Here is a 16316-nt window from a genome sequence, read left to right on the forward strand (position 1 = left end):
AGGAACGAGATATCCGGGATCCAGTTCTGACCACGAACTCATTAGATTCCGTATAAGTTCGTTCCTCACTTTACGGAATGACGACGTTTGGTGGCTGAACTTGTCAAAACTTCTGTGATGAAGTACTGGCTGCCCGCCTACAATTCACCCGCTATTTATACTCCCTGAATCGTTTACTTCTACACGGGGCATTTTTTGCAGTAATATGGCACTAATCATTCAGCATGTAAGTGGCTAAAACTCTCCTTATGAAGCGTATACCGACGAATATCATTACCGGCTTTTTAGGTGCCGGAAAAACAACCTCGATTCTTTCATTGCTGGCGCGCAAGCCTGAGAATGAAAAATGGGCCGTCCTCATTAATGAATTCGGCAATGTCGGCGTTGATGGTGCCATTCTGAATCAACAAGGTGCCATTGTTAAAGAAGTACCGGGCGGCTGCATGTGCTGTGTGACAGGCTTGCCAATGTCGGTCGGTATTAATGCTCTGTTAGCGCAAAAGCCCGACCGCCTGCTGCTTGAACCAACGGGTTTAGGCCATCCTAAAGAGGTCATCAATAAATTAACCTCTGATACCTATCAGAATTATATTGATCTGAAAGCCACTATCACAGTGGTCGATCCTCGCCATTTTGCCGATGCCCACTACACCAACAACCAGAATTTCCAGGATCAGCTAAGCCTGGCTGATGTTGTGGTAGCCAACAAAATCGACGAATGCGTCGATTACGACATCACCGCGTTTGAAACCTTTGTCGAAGAATGTCAGCCAGCCAAAGCCGCAATTGGTAAAGTCGAACAAGGACAGTTAGATCTTAACTGGCTGGATATCGAACGTGTTGAGCGCCAGGCTGCTCACAGCCATGATCACCATCACGCTAGCGATAACGAAGCTGTGCCTCTTCCCGAGGTTGAACTGGCACCGGGCCAAGCCTATCTACGTAAAGAAAATAGTGGTCAGGGCTATCGCAGCTGCGGCTGGTTCTTCGCCGCCGATCAGATATTCAGTTTTTCAGATCTGTTTAAACTATTCTCAAATATAAATGCCCAACGTGTAAAAGCCGTTGTAAATACCGAGCGTGGTTGTTTTGCCTTCAACGTCGTCAACCGCGTGGTATCTGTCAACGAGCTGTCTCTGGAAGGTTTTGAATCACGCATTGAAGTGATCGACAAAGAGCTGCTTCCCTGGGATGAACTAGAAGACATTTTGTGTTCATTGGTTCAAACCGATACAGCATCTTAATACCACTGAATACAATAACTAAACGCCACACTGAGTATTATAAATTAGCAAGGAGCAACTATGCTAAACCCTGCTACTGCAAAAGCAGTAATTGATCATGCGCTATTTCATGGCGCAGATTTTGCCGAATTATTTGTCGAACATCACCAATCCAGTTCGGTCGAACTCATCTCCGGCGATGTTGATAAAGTCAATTCCGGGATTGATTTTGGTATTGGTATTCGCCTGTTTTTCGGCCATAAAGTGCTGTACGGCTACACCAATAGTACCGACGAAGAAGAGTTAAAACGTGTCACCAGCCTGCTTGCCGCCAAAGACAAGCGCGATCAAATCATCGATGGCACAGCGCTGAACCTTAACCGCTATACCAGCAAGCATACTTGCCAGCACCCGCTTAGCCAGGGCGCTGAACTTGCACAGAAAATCGCTTTTTTGAAAGATGTCGATCATGCAGCCCGCGCTGAACACGAGAAAATCTCGCAGTTCATTGGCCGCCTGCTGCAGCGTGAACAACAGATTGAAATCTTCAACTCTGACGGCCTGCACATTGGCGATACCCGTCACTACACCCGTGTTGCTGCGACGGCAATGGCACAGAACGGCAGCGAGCAGTCTACCGGCTTTGAAGCACCCGGCGCGCTGACAGGGTGGGAATTCTACAACACTCTTGATGCGAAACATCTCGGCCAGCATGTTGCTAAACAAGCCATGGTGAAGCTGTTTGCAGAAACCTGCCCATCCGGCGAGATGCCAGTGATCATCGGTAACGGCTTCGGCGGCGTTATTTTCCACGAAGCCTGTGGTCACCTGCTGGAAACCACCTCTGTTGCGAAGAAAGCCTCGGTATTCCACGACAAAATGGGCGAAATGATTGCTAACCCGGTAGTGAGTGCTGTCGATGACGGTACCATGTCCAACGAATGGGGCTCCGTTAATATTGATGATGAAGGCATGGAAACCCAGCGCACTCAGCTCATCAAAGACGGCAAGCTGACCAGCTTCATGGTCGATAAACTGGGCGGAATGAAAACCGGTTATGCGCCAACCGGTTCCGGTCGTCGTGAATCCTACAAATACGCGCCAACCTCACGCATGCGTAACACCTTCATTGAAGCAGGCAACAGCTCGCTAGATGAGATGGTAGCAAGCGTCGAGCGTGGGATCTACGCACCGAAAATGGGTGGCGGCTCGGTTCAGCCCGGCACCGGCGAATTTAACTTTGCAGTACAAGAAGCGTATCTGATCGAAAATGGCAAAATCACCAAGCCACTGAAGTCAGCGACTCTGATCAGTACCGGACCGAAAGTACTCAAAGAAATCAGTATGATCGGCAGCGACTTCGCACTGGCAGCCGGTATGTGCGGCTCGGTCAGTGGCTCAGTTCCGACAACCGTGGGTCAACCGGCATTGAAAGTCGACAATATTCTGGTGGGAGGTGGCAACTAATGGCTGATCAAAACAAACTTCAACACGCAATTGACCACATATTAGACAAAGTAAAAGCCGCTGGCGCTGAAGCGGACGTGATTGCCAATTGCAGCAACAACTTCTCGCTTAAAGCCAACGACGGTGAACTGGCGGAATACAAAGTCACTTCAGGTCAGGTGATCGGCGTCCGCGTGGTAAAAGACCAGCGCGTTGCCACCAGCTATTCTGAATCGCTAGAGCCAGCCAGCCTGGACATCATGCTTGAGCAGGCGCTGCAAAACGCGCAGTTCACTCAGCAGGATGCACACCAGACCATCAGCTGCCTTAACAGCAAAATCACCACTGATGTCGCAGAAATCTATCAGCAAGATGACGCAACGGTTGACGACAAAATCGAACTGGCCCTAGCGTTGGAAAATGGCGTTGTGACTAAACCTCACGCGAAAAGCTCGCCATACAATGGTTTTGCCGAATCTGACAGTCAGATCATTCTGGCCAATACTCAGGGCACATTATGTCAGCATCAGGAACGCTCTACCTACTGCTACGCATACACCCTGTATGAGCAAGATGACAAGCAATCAATGCACGGAGGCATGTCTTCAGGTCGTCGTTTCGATCAGCTTGATCCTGCTTACTGCATCAATCATGGCTACGATATTGCTCAGGCGCTGCTTGAAGGAGGCCCGGTGGCAACCAAAAGCTACCCGGTCGTTTTCGACCTTAGCTCACTCAGCAGTCTGTTCAGCGGATTCAGCATGTGCCTGTCTGGCCAGTCAGCCATGAAAGGCATTAATCCATGGCGCAACTCGCTACACGAGCAAGTTGCCAGCCCGTTGCTGACCGTGTCTGATAGCGCCTTTGTTGAAGGCGGCTTTGCCATTAAACACTTCGACAGCGAAGGTTTCGCGGCTCGCGATACCATTCTGATTGGTGAGGGCCAGCTGCAAAGTCTGCTGCACAACAGCCATACTGCCAGCTTCTTTGGCATTGAAAATACCGCGAATGCGGCACGTTCGGCAAAAGGCGGCTTAGGGGTTGCACCGCGTCATACCGTCATTGCCGCAGGTACCAGCTCAGCGGCTGAAGTCACTTCCGGTGAATACCTGGAACTCATTGAACTGCAGGGTGTTCACTCCGGTGCCGATGCAGTCAGCGGTGACTTCTCATTTGGCGCGAGCGGTTTCTTGTGCCGTGATGGCAAGCGTGTTCAAGCGGTGCGCGGTATTACCGTAGCAGGTAACTTCTATCAGATGCTGAAAGAGATTGATGCGGTAGGAAATACCCTCACTCATGATTACGAGCGTGATTTCTACGCCCCTCAGATCCGTTTCAACCGCCTGAGTATTGCGGGGAAATAAGTCAAAGATTCTAGAGGCGAGTGACTCGGTTCGAGGTTAAAGTAACAAGCCTCTGGCATAAATACAGAACCGGGAGAGTATCGTTTTTCGACGCTCCCCCCGGTTCTAAAATCTTTTCTAGATACTCATTTCTAGTCTCTAGTACTCTTTCACATAAATTATGAATAGTTGAAACACCTAAACATGTCATCCCGGAATCGAGGAACGAGATATCCGGGATCCAGCTCTAACCGCGTGCTCCTTAGATTCCGTATAAGTTCGTGCCTCACTTTACGGAATGACGAAGGTGGGGACTGAACTCGTCAAAACTTCTGTGATGAAGTACTAGATACTCGTTTCTAGCCCCCCTAGACACTTGCTCCTATCCTATCGCTTTATCCGGGTCGATTTGAAAGTAAGTGTTCACACAGGAGTTCGCCAGTTCAGGCTCAAGATACTCCCTCACCATATCTATTGATTCAGCTTCCCACATGCACTGACACATGCTGTCGCTTTGGCTACCCATGGTGGAATGCAATCTCATGCCTGCCGGCAAATGGGTTAACGCACCATTGGCTTTTTGCCAGAATTCTTCAGGATCGGTGATTTCATGCTGAATAGCGATAAACATATAGACACTCCTCCTCTGTCACATAAAAGTATAGAAGAAGTGTGTAAAACCATATGCCTGACATTAAAATTATGAGGTTAATTTTTCAATAATAGGACACCGGGCTCCGCCATCACCCGGGCAGTCTTCGGCTAAGGCTTTCAGTGTTTTTTTCATTTCACGGAGCTCTTTGATTTTCTCTTCCACCTCTTCAATTTTTGCCATAACCCGGGCTTTTACGTCAGCGCTCTTACGCTGAGGATCCCGGGTCAGCTGAAGCAGCGCCTTGATCTCTTCTAAACTGAAACCCACAATTCTTGAGCGTCTGATCAAATGCAGTTCAGCCACCTGTTGCGGATTATATAGCCGATAACCGTTTGCACCTCGTTCAGGTAAGGATGCCACTCGCTTTTCTTCATAAAAACGAATGGTTTTCGCCGTCAGGCCTGTTTGTTTAGCAACTTCACTGATATTCATACTCGGTTCCCAAAAAAGCTTGACCTTCCAGTGAGTGGAAGGATTATTCTTAATAGTAAACGACTTAACCGAACGATTTTCAAGTGTTATCGTTACCTTACTCAAGAGGTAAAAATTATGTCCACCATTACCCTGCCGTTGCACAATGTGTCTTGCATGGGATGCGCAAAAAAAATCAAAAAGACACTGGAAGCCATGCCTGGCGTTCAGCAAGCCAATGTGGATACCCAGCAGGCCGAGATCAAAGGCGATGCTGCTGAGCCAGGGCTGGTTGAAGCAATCCAGGCTCTGGGATATGGGGTCGGAAATACGTTTTCAATGCCTCTGGCCGGTCTGTCTTGCAGCAAGTGCGTCGCCAAATTAGAAAAAGCGCTATCTGGCCGTGATGATGTTTATTCTCACCAAATCAGTAAAACCTGGCTAAAGGCAAATGGCAGCCTTAGTTATGATGATCTGATCGCTGAAATTGAGAACCTGGGTTACAGCGTGCCTGATGCGCAACAGTTCACCTTAGCTCTGTCAGGCCTTTCATGCGGAAAGTGTGTGGCGAAAGTAGAGCAAGCATTTAGCGAACATGAAGCTATCACAGAATTTGCCGTCACTAAAACCCAGGCCATTGTGACGACCACTCTCGAGAAGTCTGAGCTGATCAACATTATCAATGCATTAGGCTATGATGTTACAGATCAGGAGCCCCCCCACGCTGAAAGCTTGGCTTTAGAAACAGACACTTCAGCTTCTGAAACAGACAATAGGGTTTCAGAAACAGAAACCGCCGCTGCGTCTAATCAAAACGGAGGGGAGCACATTCAGCTGCTGCTGAGCGGGATGACCTGTGCCAGCTGCGTGTCTTCGGTTGAAAAGGCCTTAAACAGCGTGGTTGGCGTAGAGCAGGTGAACGTTAATCTGGCAGAGAGAAGCGCCCACATTTTGGGTAATGCTACACCTGAGGCCCTGATCACAGCGGTCATTGATGCCGGTTACGGTGCCGAGCAAAGCGAAGATGAACAGGCCCGTCGCCAGCGCCAGCAAGCACAAAATATAAAGACGTACCGAACACATTTACGTAATGCCATTACCGCCCTGGCTATTGGTGTGCCTCTGATGGCATGGGGTGTTTTCGGCGGCAGTATGTCAGTCAACTCTACAACCAGCCAGCTTTCCTGGGGCATGATCGGGGTCATCACCTTTATCTTGCTGATCACCGCAGGCCGCCATTTCTTTGTTAATGCATACAAAGCCTTTACTCATCACAGGGCAAGTATGGATACCCTGGTCGCCTTAGGTACTGGCTCGGCATGGTTATATTCCATCGCTGTTGTTCTTTTTCCTGACGCATTTCCCGAGCAGGCGCGCCATGTCTACTTTGAAGCCTCGGCGATGATTCTGGGTTTAATCACCTTGGGCCATGCCCTGGAAGCAAGAGCCCGCAACCGTACTTCCAAGGCACTCGAACGCCTGATCGACCTTCAGCCACAGACGGCTATCGCAGTCATTGACGGTGTTGAAAAAGAATTACCGCTGGAGAATGTTTCTGTGGGTATGGTGCTACGCCTTCGCCCCGGAGCCAAAGTCCCGGTTGACGGTGTTATCGAGCAAGGACAAAGCTATTTAGACGAGTCGATGCTGACCGGAGAGCCGCTACCAGCCCATAAAAAGGTTGGGCATAAATTGCATGCCGGTACCATCAACCAGAACGGCAGCCTGCTTTTCCGCGCCGAGCGGATCGGTAGTGATACGATGTTGTCGCGCATCATTCAGCTGGTGCGCCGTGCCCAAAGCAGTAAACCCGCATTGGCCCGATTAGCCGATAAGATCTCAGCCATTTTTGTTCCTGTCGTGATGATCATTGCCACGTTAACAGCCATGGCCTGGTACAACTTCGGCCCGCAACCCACCATGATTTATATGCTGGTTACGGCCACCACGGTACTGATCATTGCCTGCCCTTGCGCCTTGGGCTTGGCAACTCCGATGTCGGTTACCGTCGGGGTCGGCCGGGCTGCCGAGTTCGGGGTCCTGATCCGTGATGCAGAAGCACTGCAGCTTGCCGCCGATATCGACACCGTTGTACTGGATAAAACCGGAACTCTGACCGAAGGCAAGCCACAGGTCACTTCACTGCTGACTTACCACGACACTGACAAAACCCGTTTATTAGCCCTGACCGCCAGCCTTGAACAAGGCTCAGAACATCCTTTGGCACAAGCCATTGTAAAAGCGGGACAAAAAGAAGCCGTTACCCTGCTTGCGCAGCAGGACTTTCAGGCTCTTCCCGGGTTAGGCGTTTCCGGCATTATTGGTGATATTCCCGTTTTATTGGGTAACCACCGCCTGATGCAGCAAAAGGGAGTGGATACCCGTCTTGCCGAGCAAGATGCCCGGGTTATTGCCTCACAAGGTGCCACCCCTATTTATGTTGCAGCCGATCAGCAGCTGATTGGTCTGCTCGGGATCAGCGATCCGCTACGGGCTGATTCTGTCGAAGCGGTCAAGCGCCTTCAGGCCATGAACCTTAATGTCATTATGCTAACGGGTGATACCAAAATTACCGCGGAGGCTATCGCCAAACAAGCCGGGATCACAACCGTTATCGCCGGAGTATTACCTGACGGCAAAGCAGAGCAGATAGTCACGTTGCAGCAGCAAGGTAACAAGGTCGCAATGGTCGGTGACGGCATCAATGATGCCCCTGCGCTGGCTCAGGCCGAGGTCGGTATCGCCATGGGCAGCGGCAGTGATGTGGCGATAGAAAGTGGCCAGTTTACCCTGATGCGTCACTCGCTACACGGCGCGGCCGATGCTATCGCCTTGTCGAAAGCCACCCTGCGTAATATGAAGCAGAATTTATTTGGTGCGTTTGTTTATAACTCGCTCGGTATTCCGGTTGCTGCCGGGGTATTGTTCCCGCTCACTGGCGCACTGCTAAGCCCGGTTGTCGCAGGTGCCGCGATGGCACTCTCATCAATTACCGTCGTCAGCAATGCGAACCGATTACGCCTGTTCACCCCACGCCAGACAGAGGAGAAATAGAATGGTTAATATTATCGGCCTTGCCATTATTGGCCTGATTGTCTGGTGGTTCTGGTTGCACCCTGAATCGAGGAAGTAACTCGACCTCTTCCTCCTGGAAAGTCGTGCACTGTTCAACCATTTTATAGGGTTCTGATCTGTCAGAACCCTTTTTTAATGGTGTGGGATCGCGTTGATTTTCACACCTGTACGCCCTCTACACCGTAAGAATATTTTGATAGCCCGCTATTTCTATATCAAATGTCGTTGTTCGGCGTAAATGATCCCGCATTCCTTCAAGAGCGTCAGGATCACCATGAATCAGTTGAATAGGCATGTCCTTTCGCAGAGAAGACTGCTTAAGCCATTGCTCAATATCCATAAAGTCCCCGTGCCCAGACAATCCATTCATCACTTCTAACCGCGCACGGTTGGGAATCCACTCACCGTGAATTTTAACATTCTCCATCCCTTCCAACATTTTTGCGCCACGGGTTCCCCCTGCCTGATAGCCTGTAAATAAGACCGTTGTTCGGTGATCGGGTAACAGCTGTTTGAGGTGATGCAGGATCCTGCCACCAGTGACCATACCGCTACCGGCAATAATAATATGAGGAAACCGCATCTCTGCTATTGCTTTAGACTCCTCAACACTGCGTGTATAAATGATTTTCTGGCACATAGAATTACATTGTGCATGCGTTAGCCGGTGCTCATAAGAATAGCGACGATAAATATCAGAGACGTTTATCGCCATCGGGCTATCGAGATAGATGGGTAACTTAGGAATGCGCTTGGCCTCCAGCAACGTGACTAGCATATGTTGCAGCGTTTGCGCACGACCCACGGCAAAACAGGGGATCAATAACACCCCACCTTTTTTTGCGGTTTCATTTACGACATCGGCCAACTGCTGAAACGGATCCGTTTTATCATGGCGGCGATTACCGTAGGTGGATTCGAGTAACAGTAAATCAAGATCTGGCAAGGGGTTTGGCGGTTTCATTAGCACATCGTCAGGTCGACCGACATCGCCGGAAAATCCAATTTTTTTACCTTCCGCTTCGATAATGATACTTGCCGCACCCAGGATATGACCGACATTTTGCAGATAAACCTTGATATCACCTACAGAAAAGCAGTCTTCATATTCCACAGATTCGAATAACTCCATGGATTTATCAGCCGTGGCACGATCATAAAGCGGCTCGGGTACTTCATGCTTACTCAGTTTATATTTACTGTAATACCGGGCATCTTCTTCCTGAATGTGACCGCTGTCTGCCAGCAATATCGCGCATAGCTCTTTAGTCGCCCGATGAGTGATAACCGGTCCACGATAGCCTTGTTTGTATAAAACGGGAATATAACCGGAATGATCCAGATGGGCATGGGTTAGAAGAATAGCATCGATTTTATCAATATCTACAAACAACAAGGGCTGCCAGTTACGCCTTCTCAACCACTTATAACCTTGGTAAAGCCCGCAATCGACAAGCACGCGCGTTGTTTTAGTTTCAACCAAAAACTTAGATCCCGTAACCGTTTCGCAACCACCCAAAAAAACAATTTTCATGAGCTTATCCCTGTATATAACCAAACCACATCCAATTGTAGGGTCCCGCGAGAATTCACTGCCTTATTACAAAATACAATTGAATGGCTGACCAGCCATAATCTTCTTAGTTAAATAGCTATAATTGCTAATTACATATCCTGTAATCGGTTTGCACTATGTACCATTAGCATTGCCTCGTGTTTTTCCAATTCAGCCAGTTGAGCCAGCAATTCCTGACTGGATGACGACTCTGCCCGGCTTTGCAAATAACGATAGAGCTCAGTGAGCTGTTGGTGCAGAGTGACAATTTCAGTAATAATGTCAGCTGGGTCAAGCTGTGAAAATGCACTTTCACACTGTATATCATGATGGATGGGGTTTTTATCAAGATAATCATAACACCATGTATTTAATGCACTTTCATCTGCAGTCTTCTCAAACCCCGTCAACACATTCACAAGTTTTTGTTCATGCTCTCCAAGATACTGAAGTAACAGCTTTGCCCGCTGACTCTCATTTTCGTCGACACCATGCTGTAAGCAATTTGCTAGGTACTGATGAAATTCACGAGTCCAATGCAGGACATCTCTTAACGTTTCAATTTGCATATTCAGCGTCCTCTATAGGTTAAGAAGATTTAGATAATCCGCGACTTTACATAACAGATCATAGTACGTTGGAAGTGATCCTGATGTGGCATAATTAATTTTCCACATCAATAACTAACGTTAACTTGTTTAGGGTCTACATTAGTAGTAGCTAATTTATATTTTCCCTGCCCATCAATGAGTTTTAAGGAGCAAAACCATGAAATACAATCGGACATTATTAATCGGTGTTACTGCTGCCATAGGGCTGACAGCTACCTTGGCTTATGCTGCGCAAGATTGGCAAAGCGGCATGATGGGAATGATGGGTGGCCCGGGTATGATGAGCGGGGGCTGCATGATGGGTGGCGGTCAGGGCATGATGTCAAAAAATCACGGCATGATGCATGGGCGAGGTGCTATGGCCGGAGGTATGGGCATAGGAGCGATGCAGGAGCAGTTCAACGAACTGGAAAGTCAGCTCAAACTGAACAAAGAACAACAAGTAAAATGGGATGAGTTCGAGCAAATCATAGAGCGTCAGGCAAACTCTATGATCGAACACCACCAGCAGATGCTTGAGTACTTCCAGGGCGGTCAATCACTAACACTTCCGCAACGTCTTGAACGCCATACTCAAATGATGAGCGAGCGATTCGCCAGCATGACTTCCTATTCCGCGGCATTGGCCAACGTTTATCAGAGCCTGGATCCTAAGCAGCAGAAGATTTTGGATCAAAACACCTTTATGGGATGTTTTTGATAGGCCCTGGAGACATCAACGATAAGCAACGCTCAGTCATTATCTCCTAAACAAGCACCCCGACTATCGAGGTGCTCACTTCGATTTATTTATTACGTAACATATAATCCATCGTCATGCCGGCTTCTGCATGGCCTGGTACATTACAGGCAAACTCAACATGGGGTTTACCCATAAAGTGCCAGGTCAGCTCACCTTGTTTACCTGCGCCTAAACTCAATACGCTGCCATCTTCGTGTTTCATGTTTGGCATGCTGCGCATCATCTCACGATGCTTTACCTGCTCTTGTTTACTGCCAATAGCAAACTCATGCGGCATCGTGCCTTTGTTGATCACAATAAAGCGTACTGTGTCCCCTTGTTTAATCTTCAAAGGTTGATCGAACCTTAACTTCATTTCATCCGTTAATGTCACGTTAACCGTTTGAATAGCTTGCGCGGTTTTAGCCGGCATGCCCACTTCCGACATGACATGCCCCATTTCGCCATGCCCCATTTCATCATGGCTCATCTTTTGTTTGTTATTACTTTGATGATCATGACCATTGCTGTCTGCCAATGCGGGTACTGCTGACAAAGCTATTGCTAATGCAAGGGTATTCAGTAGTTTCATGTTTACTTCCTCTTATAATATAGATAGTTATTCAGCTCGAATTAATACCAATCAGTTATTTCAACTTGTGACTGGTCTCTTTCCACAGCTTGAAGACCGCTGGCAAAACAACCAGGGTCAATAGCAGGGCTGAGACCATACCGCCTATCATCGGTGCCGCGATACGTTGCATCACTTCAGAGCCAGTGCCTGAGCCATACATGATAGGAACAAGACCAGCAATAACGGTCACGACGGTCATTAGCACAGGTCGCACACGCAGACCGGCCCCCTCTTTAATGGCATCACTCAAATCATTTCCCGTGACTTCCTGACCTTTTCCTTTTGCATCCAGCAATTTGTAATGCCAGGCCTGATTGAGGTAAACCAACATGATGACCCCAATTTCGACCGCCACACCGGAAAGGGCGATAAAACCGACACCAACCGCTATCGAGAAATTGAAACCCAGCACATGCATCAACCAGAGCCCGCCCACCAAAGCGAGCGGTAAGGTCGCCATAATGACCAGCACTTCACCGACACGGCGGAAGCTGAGATAGAGCAGCAGCATAATGATGGCAAGGGTGGCCGGCGTTACCACACGGAGGCGCTCTTTAGCCCGTTCCATATATTCGTACTGACCAGACCATACCAGCGAGTAACCGGCAGGCATGTCTAATTGCTCTGCCACGACCTGCTGAGCGTCTTGAACATAGGAGCCTAGATCTCGGCCACCAATATCGACAAATACCCAGCCGTTCGGCCGTGCATTTTCGGTCTTGATCATCGGCGGACCGTCCTCAAAGCGGATATCCGCCACATCGGCCAGCGCAATACGAGCACCGTTCGGAGTCACCAATGGCAGGTTTTGCAATTTATCCAGCGAGTCACGATAAGCCTGCGGGTAGCGTACATTGATAGGATAACGCTCAAGCCCTTCGATCGTTTCCCCCACATTCATGCCACCCACAGCTGTGCTGATCACTTGCTGAATATCCTGGATATTCAATCCGTAACGCGCCGCTTGCCTGCGTTTAATATCAATGGTGACATAACGCCCGCCGGCAACCCGTTCGGCATAGACAGATGTCGTGCCTTCCACGCCATTTAAGATGGGTTCTAATTGCGCACCTATCGCTTCAATCTGTTTAAGCTCAGGACCGGCAATCTTGATCCCAATCGGCGTTTTGATCCCTGTCGCCAACATGTCGATCCGGGTTTTAATCGGCATTACCCAAGCATTGGTTATACCGGGGAACTGAATTAAGCTGTCGAGCTCTTTGCGCAAACTTTCAGACGTCAGCCCTTCACGCCATTCACTCTTTGGCTTTAGCTGGATAAAGGTTTCAATCATGGTAAGCGGCGCAGGATCTGTCGCGGTATCAGCGCGGCCAATTTTGCCCCAGGCAGTTTCCACTTCCGGTACGGTTTTGATCAGTTTGTTGGTTTGCTGAAGCAGCTCACGCGCCTTACCAATCGAAATACCCGGGAATGTCGTTGGCATGTACATTAAGTCGCCTTCATCCAGTGGCGGAATGAATTCACTCCCCATCTTTTGCAGCGGATAATAGGCAGAGCCCAGCAGTACAGCAGCCAACAGCAGCACGGTTTTAGGGTAGCGCATGCTGGTATTGAGCATGGGGCGGTACAGTGCAACCAGGCTGCGGTTAATCGGGTTTTTATGCTCAGGAAGGATTTTCCCGCGAATAAAATAGCCCATCAACACCGGCACGAGAGTAATAGAAAGGCCAGCCGATGCTGCCATGGCAAAGGTTTTAGTGAAGGCCAGCGGCGAGAACATCTTGCCTTCCTGTCCTTCCAGAGCAAACACAGGCACAAAGCTTAATGTTATGATCATCAATGAGAAGAACAGCGGTGCCCCAACTTCTTCTGTCGCTTTCGCGATCACTTGCCAACGGTTTTTGTCGGTCAGCGGCGTGCGTTCAATATGCTTGTGAACATTTTCAATCATCACGATTGCGCCATCCACCATGGCCCCGATAGCGATAGCGATCCCGCCCAGAGACATAATATTGGCATTAATGCCTTGCGAGCGCATCACGATAAATGCGACTAAAATACCGACAGGAAGACTGAGTACCACCACCAGCGACGAGCGGAAGTGGAACAAAAACAAAGCACACACAACGACGACAACAATGAACTCTTCCAGCAGTTTTTCAAACAAGTTTTCAACGGCATGATCAATCAAGCCAGAACGATCATAGGTAGGTACAATTTCCACTCCTTCAGGCAGACTTCGCTTTAGCTCTTCCAGTTTAGATTTTACGTTCTGGATGACATCTCGGGCATTTTCACCAAAGCGCATCACCACGACCGCACCAACCGCTTCACCTTCACCATTGAGTTCAGAGATCCCGCGACGCATCTGTGGCCCTAAGTTGATATCGGCGATATCGCCCAAGAGCAAAGGTGTGCCTCTTTCAGTGACTTTTAACGGTATATCTTTTAAGTCTTCAATGCTTGATAGATAGCCGGTCGCCCGGACCATATGTTCGGCTTCAGCCACTTCAATAACGGATGCACCTGCTTCCTGGTTACCTTTTTGGATGGCACCATTAACTTGCTGCAACGTAAGATCATAGGCGCGTAGTTTGGCAGGATCAATTTGCACCTGATACTGCTTCACCATACCGCCGACCGTGGCAATTTCAGAGACCCCCTCAACCGTCTGCAGCTCATATTTCAAGAACCAGTCTTGCAGGCTGCGCAGCTCACTGAGATCATGTTGGCCGGTTTTATCCTGCAACACATAGCTATAGATCCAACCCACACCCGTCGCATCAGGCCCTAATGTCGGCTTAGCATTGGCTGGAAGGTTAGGTGCTACCTGACTTAAGTATTCCAGTACCCGTGAACGCGCCCAGTACATATCAGTATCATCATTAAAAATGATGTACACGTATGAATCACCGAAGAAAGAGTAACCTCGCACGGTTTCAGCACCCGGTACTGCCAGCATTGCCGTCGTCAACGGATAGGTCACTTGATCTTCGACCACTTGCGGCGCTTGTCCCGGATAGCTGGTTTTAATGATCACCTGCACATCCGATAAATCCGGCAGTGCATCAATCGGCGTCTGACGAACACTGTACAATCCTGCCGCCACCAGGAAAACCGTGGCGACAAGCACCAGGAACCGGTTCCCGATCGACCAGCGAATAATGGCACCTATCATTGTTTATCCTCCGCTGAAGGCATATTCATTGCAGCATCCGCGGGACGAATATCAGAAATGACATAGTCACCCGTTTCTGTTTTCTCAATCAGAAATCGGATCGACTCACCCCCAATCAATTGCGATAAGTCATCCCCCTCTTTGACCGTAAAGTTCATCTGCATCGCCGGCCACTCCCACTCAGGGATCGGTGAATGTTGAATGGTTAACATTCTGTGGCCCGCCATCACATCGGTGATCGTTCCCGTTGCCCAAGCGGTGTTAGCGACAATGGCTTTTTCTTCTTGCCCTGCCATGCGACTGAAATCAGCACTCTGACTGGACTCAGAGTCAAGCAGGAAGTGCGCTGACGTGACGACTTTGTCGGTCTCACTCAGCCCCTCAAGCACTTCAATCTGTCCGGCAGCTTCCCGACCGGTGAGAATGCGGGTTGAGCGGAACTTGCCTTCACCTAATGCCAAAACAACTCGCGTCATATTGCCGGAGCGGATCACCGCTTGTTGCGGAATAACCCGTGATAGTTCATCAATTTTCGGCATCAGGGTAATGTTGGCGAACATGTTTGGCTTAAGATCACCATTCTGATTGTCAAACTTTAATCGCACACGCAAGGTACGGGTTTTCGCGTCCAGTACCGGGTAGACGTAATCAATTTTTCCTTCCCACGCCTGACCAGGCAGAGCATCAAGCGTCATCTCAGCTGCTGCGCCCTGTTTTACCCAGTGCGATTGTCTTTCAAATACTTCAGCATCCACCCAGACTTCACTAAGCGAACCGCCGCTGATCACCGCCTGAGCCGGTGATAAATACGCACCATCACGCACATTCAAGGTTGCAATCACCCCATCCGAAGGGGCTTTAATGGCGATATCGCGCTTTGCTTTACCGCGACGGAGGATCTGGTTAATTTGCGCTGAATCCACCCCAAGTGAAATTAAGCGTTCTTTGGCCCCTTTAACCAGGACGGCTTTGCCCATGCGCTTAGCATTAAGCAACTCTTCCTGGGCACGCACCAGATCCGGCGAATATAGTTCGAAAAGCACCTCGCCTTTCTTCACCTTTTCACCGATAGCAGCAATATTTAACTTTTGGATCCAGCCACTCACGCGGCTGTTGATTTGCCATAAACGGCTTTCATCAAAGGCGACATAACCGACCGTCTCAATTTGCGGTGCTAATTTTTGCTGAAGTACCGGGGCAACTTTAACGCCTAAATTATTTTCGACCGCAGGGTTGATAGTGACAGTACCTGCTACATCATCCTGCCCGCCGGCCAAATCTTCTTCGTAAACAGGGATTAAATCCATTCCCATTGGAGATTTTCCGGGTTTGTCACGCTTATAATTCGGGTCCATCGGCGCAACCCAATACAGAGGCTCATTTGAAGATGACGCACTCTGCCCATCCGTATGTAAAGCCTCATTAATGGGTTGGTACGCGAAGTACCCCAGAGCGCCACCGATAGCCAGGGCCAATACAGCCACAGAAAGTGATTTCATTTTG

12 protein-coding genes are annotated in these 16316 nt (G+C 49.1%); 5 read left to right on the forward strand and 7 right to left on the reverse strand.

Features of this window, described 5'->3' with window-relative positions; genetic code table 11:
• Window positions 1-248: 248 nt before the first annotated feature.
• The 3 genes from L4D76_RS16805 to L4D76_RS16815 are packed head-to-tail and all read left to right on the forward strand — an operon-like array spanning window position 249 to window position 4033.
• Complete coding sequence (locus tag L4D76_RS16805) at window positions 249-1244, forward strand: CobW family GTP-binding protein (protein ID WP_428442098.1); 996 nt, start codon at window positions 249-251, stop codon at window positions 1242-1244.
• A gap of 60 nt (window positions 1245-1304) precedes the next feature.
• A complete protein-coding gene (locus L4D76_RS16810) occupies window positions 1305-2690 on the forward strand; it encodes a TldD/PmbA family protein (protein WP_428442053.1) in 1386 nt (461 codons plus the stop codon).
• The gene (locus tag L4D76_RS16815; RefSeq protein WP_428442054.1) at window positions 2690-4033 is read left to right on the forward strand and encodes a TldD/PmbA family protein; all 1344 of its coding nucleotides are present in this window, start codon (window positions 2690-2692) and stop codon (window positions 4031-4033) included. The genes L4D76_RS16810 and L4D76_RS16815 overlap by 1 nt, the downstream gene beginning before the upstream one ends.
• Window positions 4034-4394: 361 nt before the next feature.
• Here L4D76_RS16815 and L4D76_RS16820 read toward each other — a convergent pair whose 3' ends face one another.
• Window positions 4395-4643, reverse strand: coding sequence for a hypothetical protein (locus L4D76_RS16820; protein ID WP_428442055.1), 249 nt, complete (start codon window positions 4641-4643; stop codon window positions 4395-4397).
• A gap of 69 nt (window positions 4644-4712) precedes the next feature.
• Window positions 4713-5099, reverse strand: coding sequence for a Cu(I)-responsive transcriptional regulator (cueR, locus tag L4D76_RS16825; protein ID WP_428442056.1), 387 nt, complete (start codon window positions 5097-5099; stop codon window positions 4713-4715).
• A gap of 117 nt (window positions 5100-5216) precedes the next feature.
• Between cueR and L4D76_RS16830 the strand changes: the two genes are divergently transcribed.
• Window positions 5217-8132: a cation transporter gene (locus L4D76_RS16830; protein ID WP_428442057.1), complete on the forward strand. Its 2916-nt coding sequence runs from the start codon at window positions 5217-5219 to the stop codon at window positions 8130-8132.
• Window positions 8133-8328: 196 nt separating this feature from the next.
• Here L4D76_RS16830 and L4D76_RS16835 read toward each other — a convergent pair whose 3' ends face one another.
• Both L4D76_RS16835 and L4D76_RS16840 read right to left on the reverse strand, forming a co-directional pair.
• Window positions 8329-9687: an MBL fold metallo-hydrolase gene (locus L4D76_RS16835; RefSeq protein WP_428442058.1), complete on the reverse strand. Its 1359-nt coding sequence runs from the start codon at window positions 9685-9687 to the stop codon at window positions 8329-8331.
• 131 nt (window positions 9688-9818) lie between these two features.
• Complete coding sequence (locus tag L4D76_RS16840; protein WP_428442059.1) at window positions 9819-10277, reverse strand: ATPase; 459 nt, start codon at window positions 10275-10277, stop codon at window positions 9819-9821.
• Window positions 10278-10476: 199 nt separating this feature from the next.
• Here L4D76_RS16840 and L4D76_RS16845 point away from each other — a divergent pair, with 199 nt between their 5' ends.
• Window positions 10477-11019, forward strand: a complete 543-nt coding sequence (locus L4D76_RS16845; RefSeq protein WP_428442060.1) for a Spy/CpxP family protein refolding chaperone — start codon at window positions 10477-10479, stop codon at window positions 11017-11019.
• An 85-nt stretch (window positions 11020-11104) separates the two neighbouring features.
• Here the strand turns inward: L4D76_RS16845 and L4D76_RS16850 are convergent, their stop codons facing one another.
• From L4D76_RS16850 to L4D76_RS16860, 3 genes are read right to left on the reverse strand one after another with little or no spacing between them, the layout of a single operon-like run.
• The gene (locus L4D76_RS16850) at window positions 11105-11632 is read right to left on the reverse strand and encodes a cupredoxin domain-containing protein (protein ID WP_428442061.1); all 528 of its coding nucleotides are present in this window, start codon (window positions 11630-11632) and stop codon (window positions 11105-11107) included.
• Between the two features lie 55 nt (window positions 11633-11687).
• Window positions 11688-14813, reverse strand: a complete 3126-nt coding sequence (locus tag L4D76_RS16855; protein WP_428442062.1) for an efflux RND transporter permease subunit — start codon at window positions 14811-14813, stop codon at window positions 11688-11690.
• On the reverse strand, window positions 14810-16312 hold the full coding sequence (locus L4D76_RS16860) for an efflux RND transporter periplasmic adaptor subunit (protein WP_428442063.1): 1503 nt from the start codon (window positions 16310-16312) through the stop codon (window positions 14810-14812). The genes L4D76_RS16855 and L4D76_RS16860 overlap by 4 nt, the downstream gene beginning before the upstream one ends.
• Between the last annotated feature and the right edge of the window lie 4 nt (window positions 16313-16316).

This window comes from Photobacterium sagamiensis, from assembly GCF_050337085.1.
Classification (GTDB): Bacteria; Pseudomonadota; Gammaproteobacteria; order Enterobacterales; family Vibrionaceae; genus Photobacterium; species Photobacterium sagamiensis.

Bases quoted from the DNA above. Each gene is read 5' to 3' on its own strand.
- L4D76_RS16805 (WP_428442098.1), top strand. From the start codon at position 249: ATGAAGCGTATACCGACGAATATCATTACCGGCTTTTTAGGTGCCGGA.
- L4D76_RS16850 (WP_428442061.1), bottom strand. From the start codon at position 11,632: ATGAAACTACTGAATACCCTTGCATTAGCAATAGCTTTGTCAGCAGTA.
- cueR (WP_428442056.1), bottom strand. From the start codon at position 5,099: ATGAATATCAGTGAAGTTGCTAAACAAACAGGCCTGACGGCGAAAACC.
- L4D76_RS16860 (WP_428442063.1), bottom strand. From the start codon at position 16,312: ATGAAATCACTTTCTGTGGCTGTATTGGCCCTGGCTATCGGTGGCGCT.
- L4D76_RS16830 (WP_428442057.1), top strand. From the start codon at position 5,217: ATGTCCACCATTACCCTGCCGTTGCACAATGTGTCTTGCATGGGATGC.
- L4D76_RS16855 (WP_428442062.1), bottom strand. From the start codon at position 14,813: ATGATAGGTGCCATTATTCGCTGGTCGATCGGGAACCGGTTCCTGGTG.
- L4D76_RS16845 (WP_428442060.1), top strand. From the start codon at position 10,477: ATGAAATACAATCGGACATTATTAATCGGTGTTACTGCTGCCATAGGG.
- L4D76_RS16815 (WP_428442054.1), top strand. From the start codon at position 2,690: ATGGCTGATCAAAACAAACTTCAACACGCAATTGACCACATATTAGAC.
- L4D76_RS16840 (WP_428442059.1), bottom strand. From the start codon at position 10,277: ATGCAAATTGAAACGTTAAGAGATGTCCTGCATTGGACTCGTGAATTT.
- L4D76_RS16835 (WP_428442058.1), bottom strand. From the start codon at position 9,687: ATGAAAATTGTTTTTTTGGGTGGTTGCGAAACGGTTACGGGATCTAAG.
- L4D76_RS16810 (WP_428442053.1), top strand. From the start codon at position 1,305: ATGCTAAACCCTGCTACTGCAAAAGCAGTAATTGATCATGCGCTATTT.
- L4D76_RS16820 (WP_428442055.1), bottom strand. From the start codon at position 4,643: ATGTTTATCGCTATTCAGCATGAAATCACCGATCCTGAAGAATTCTGG.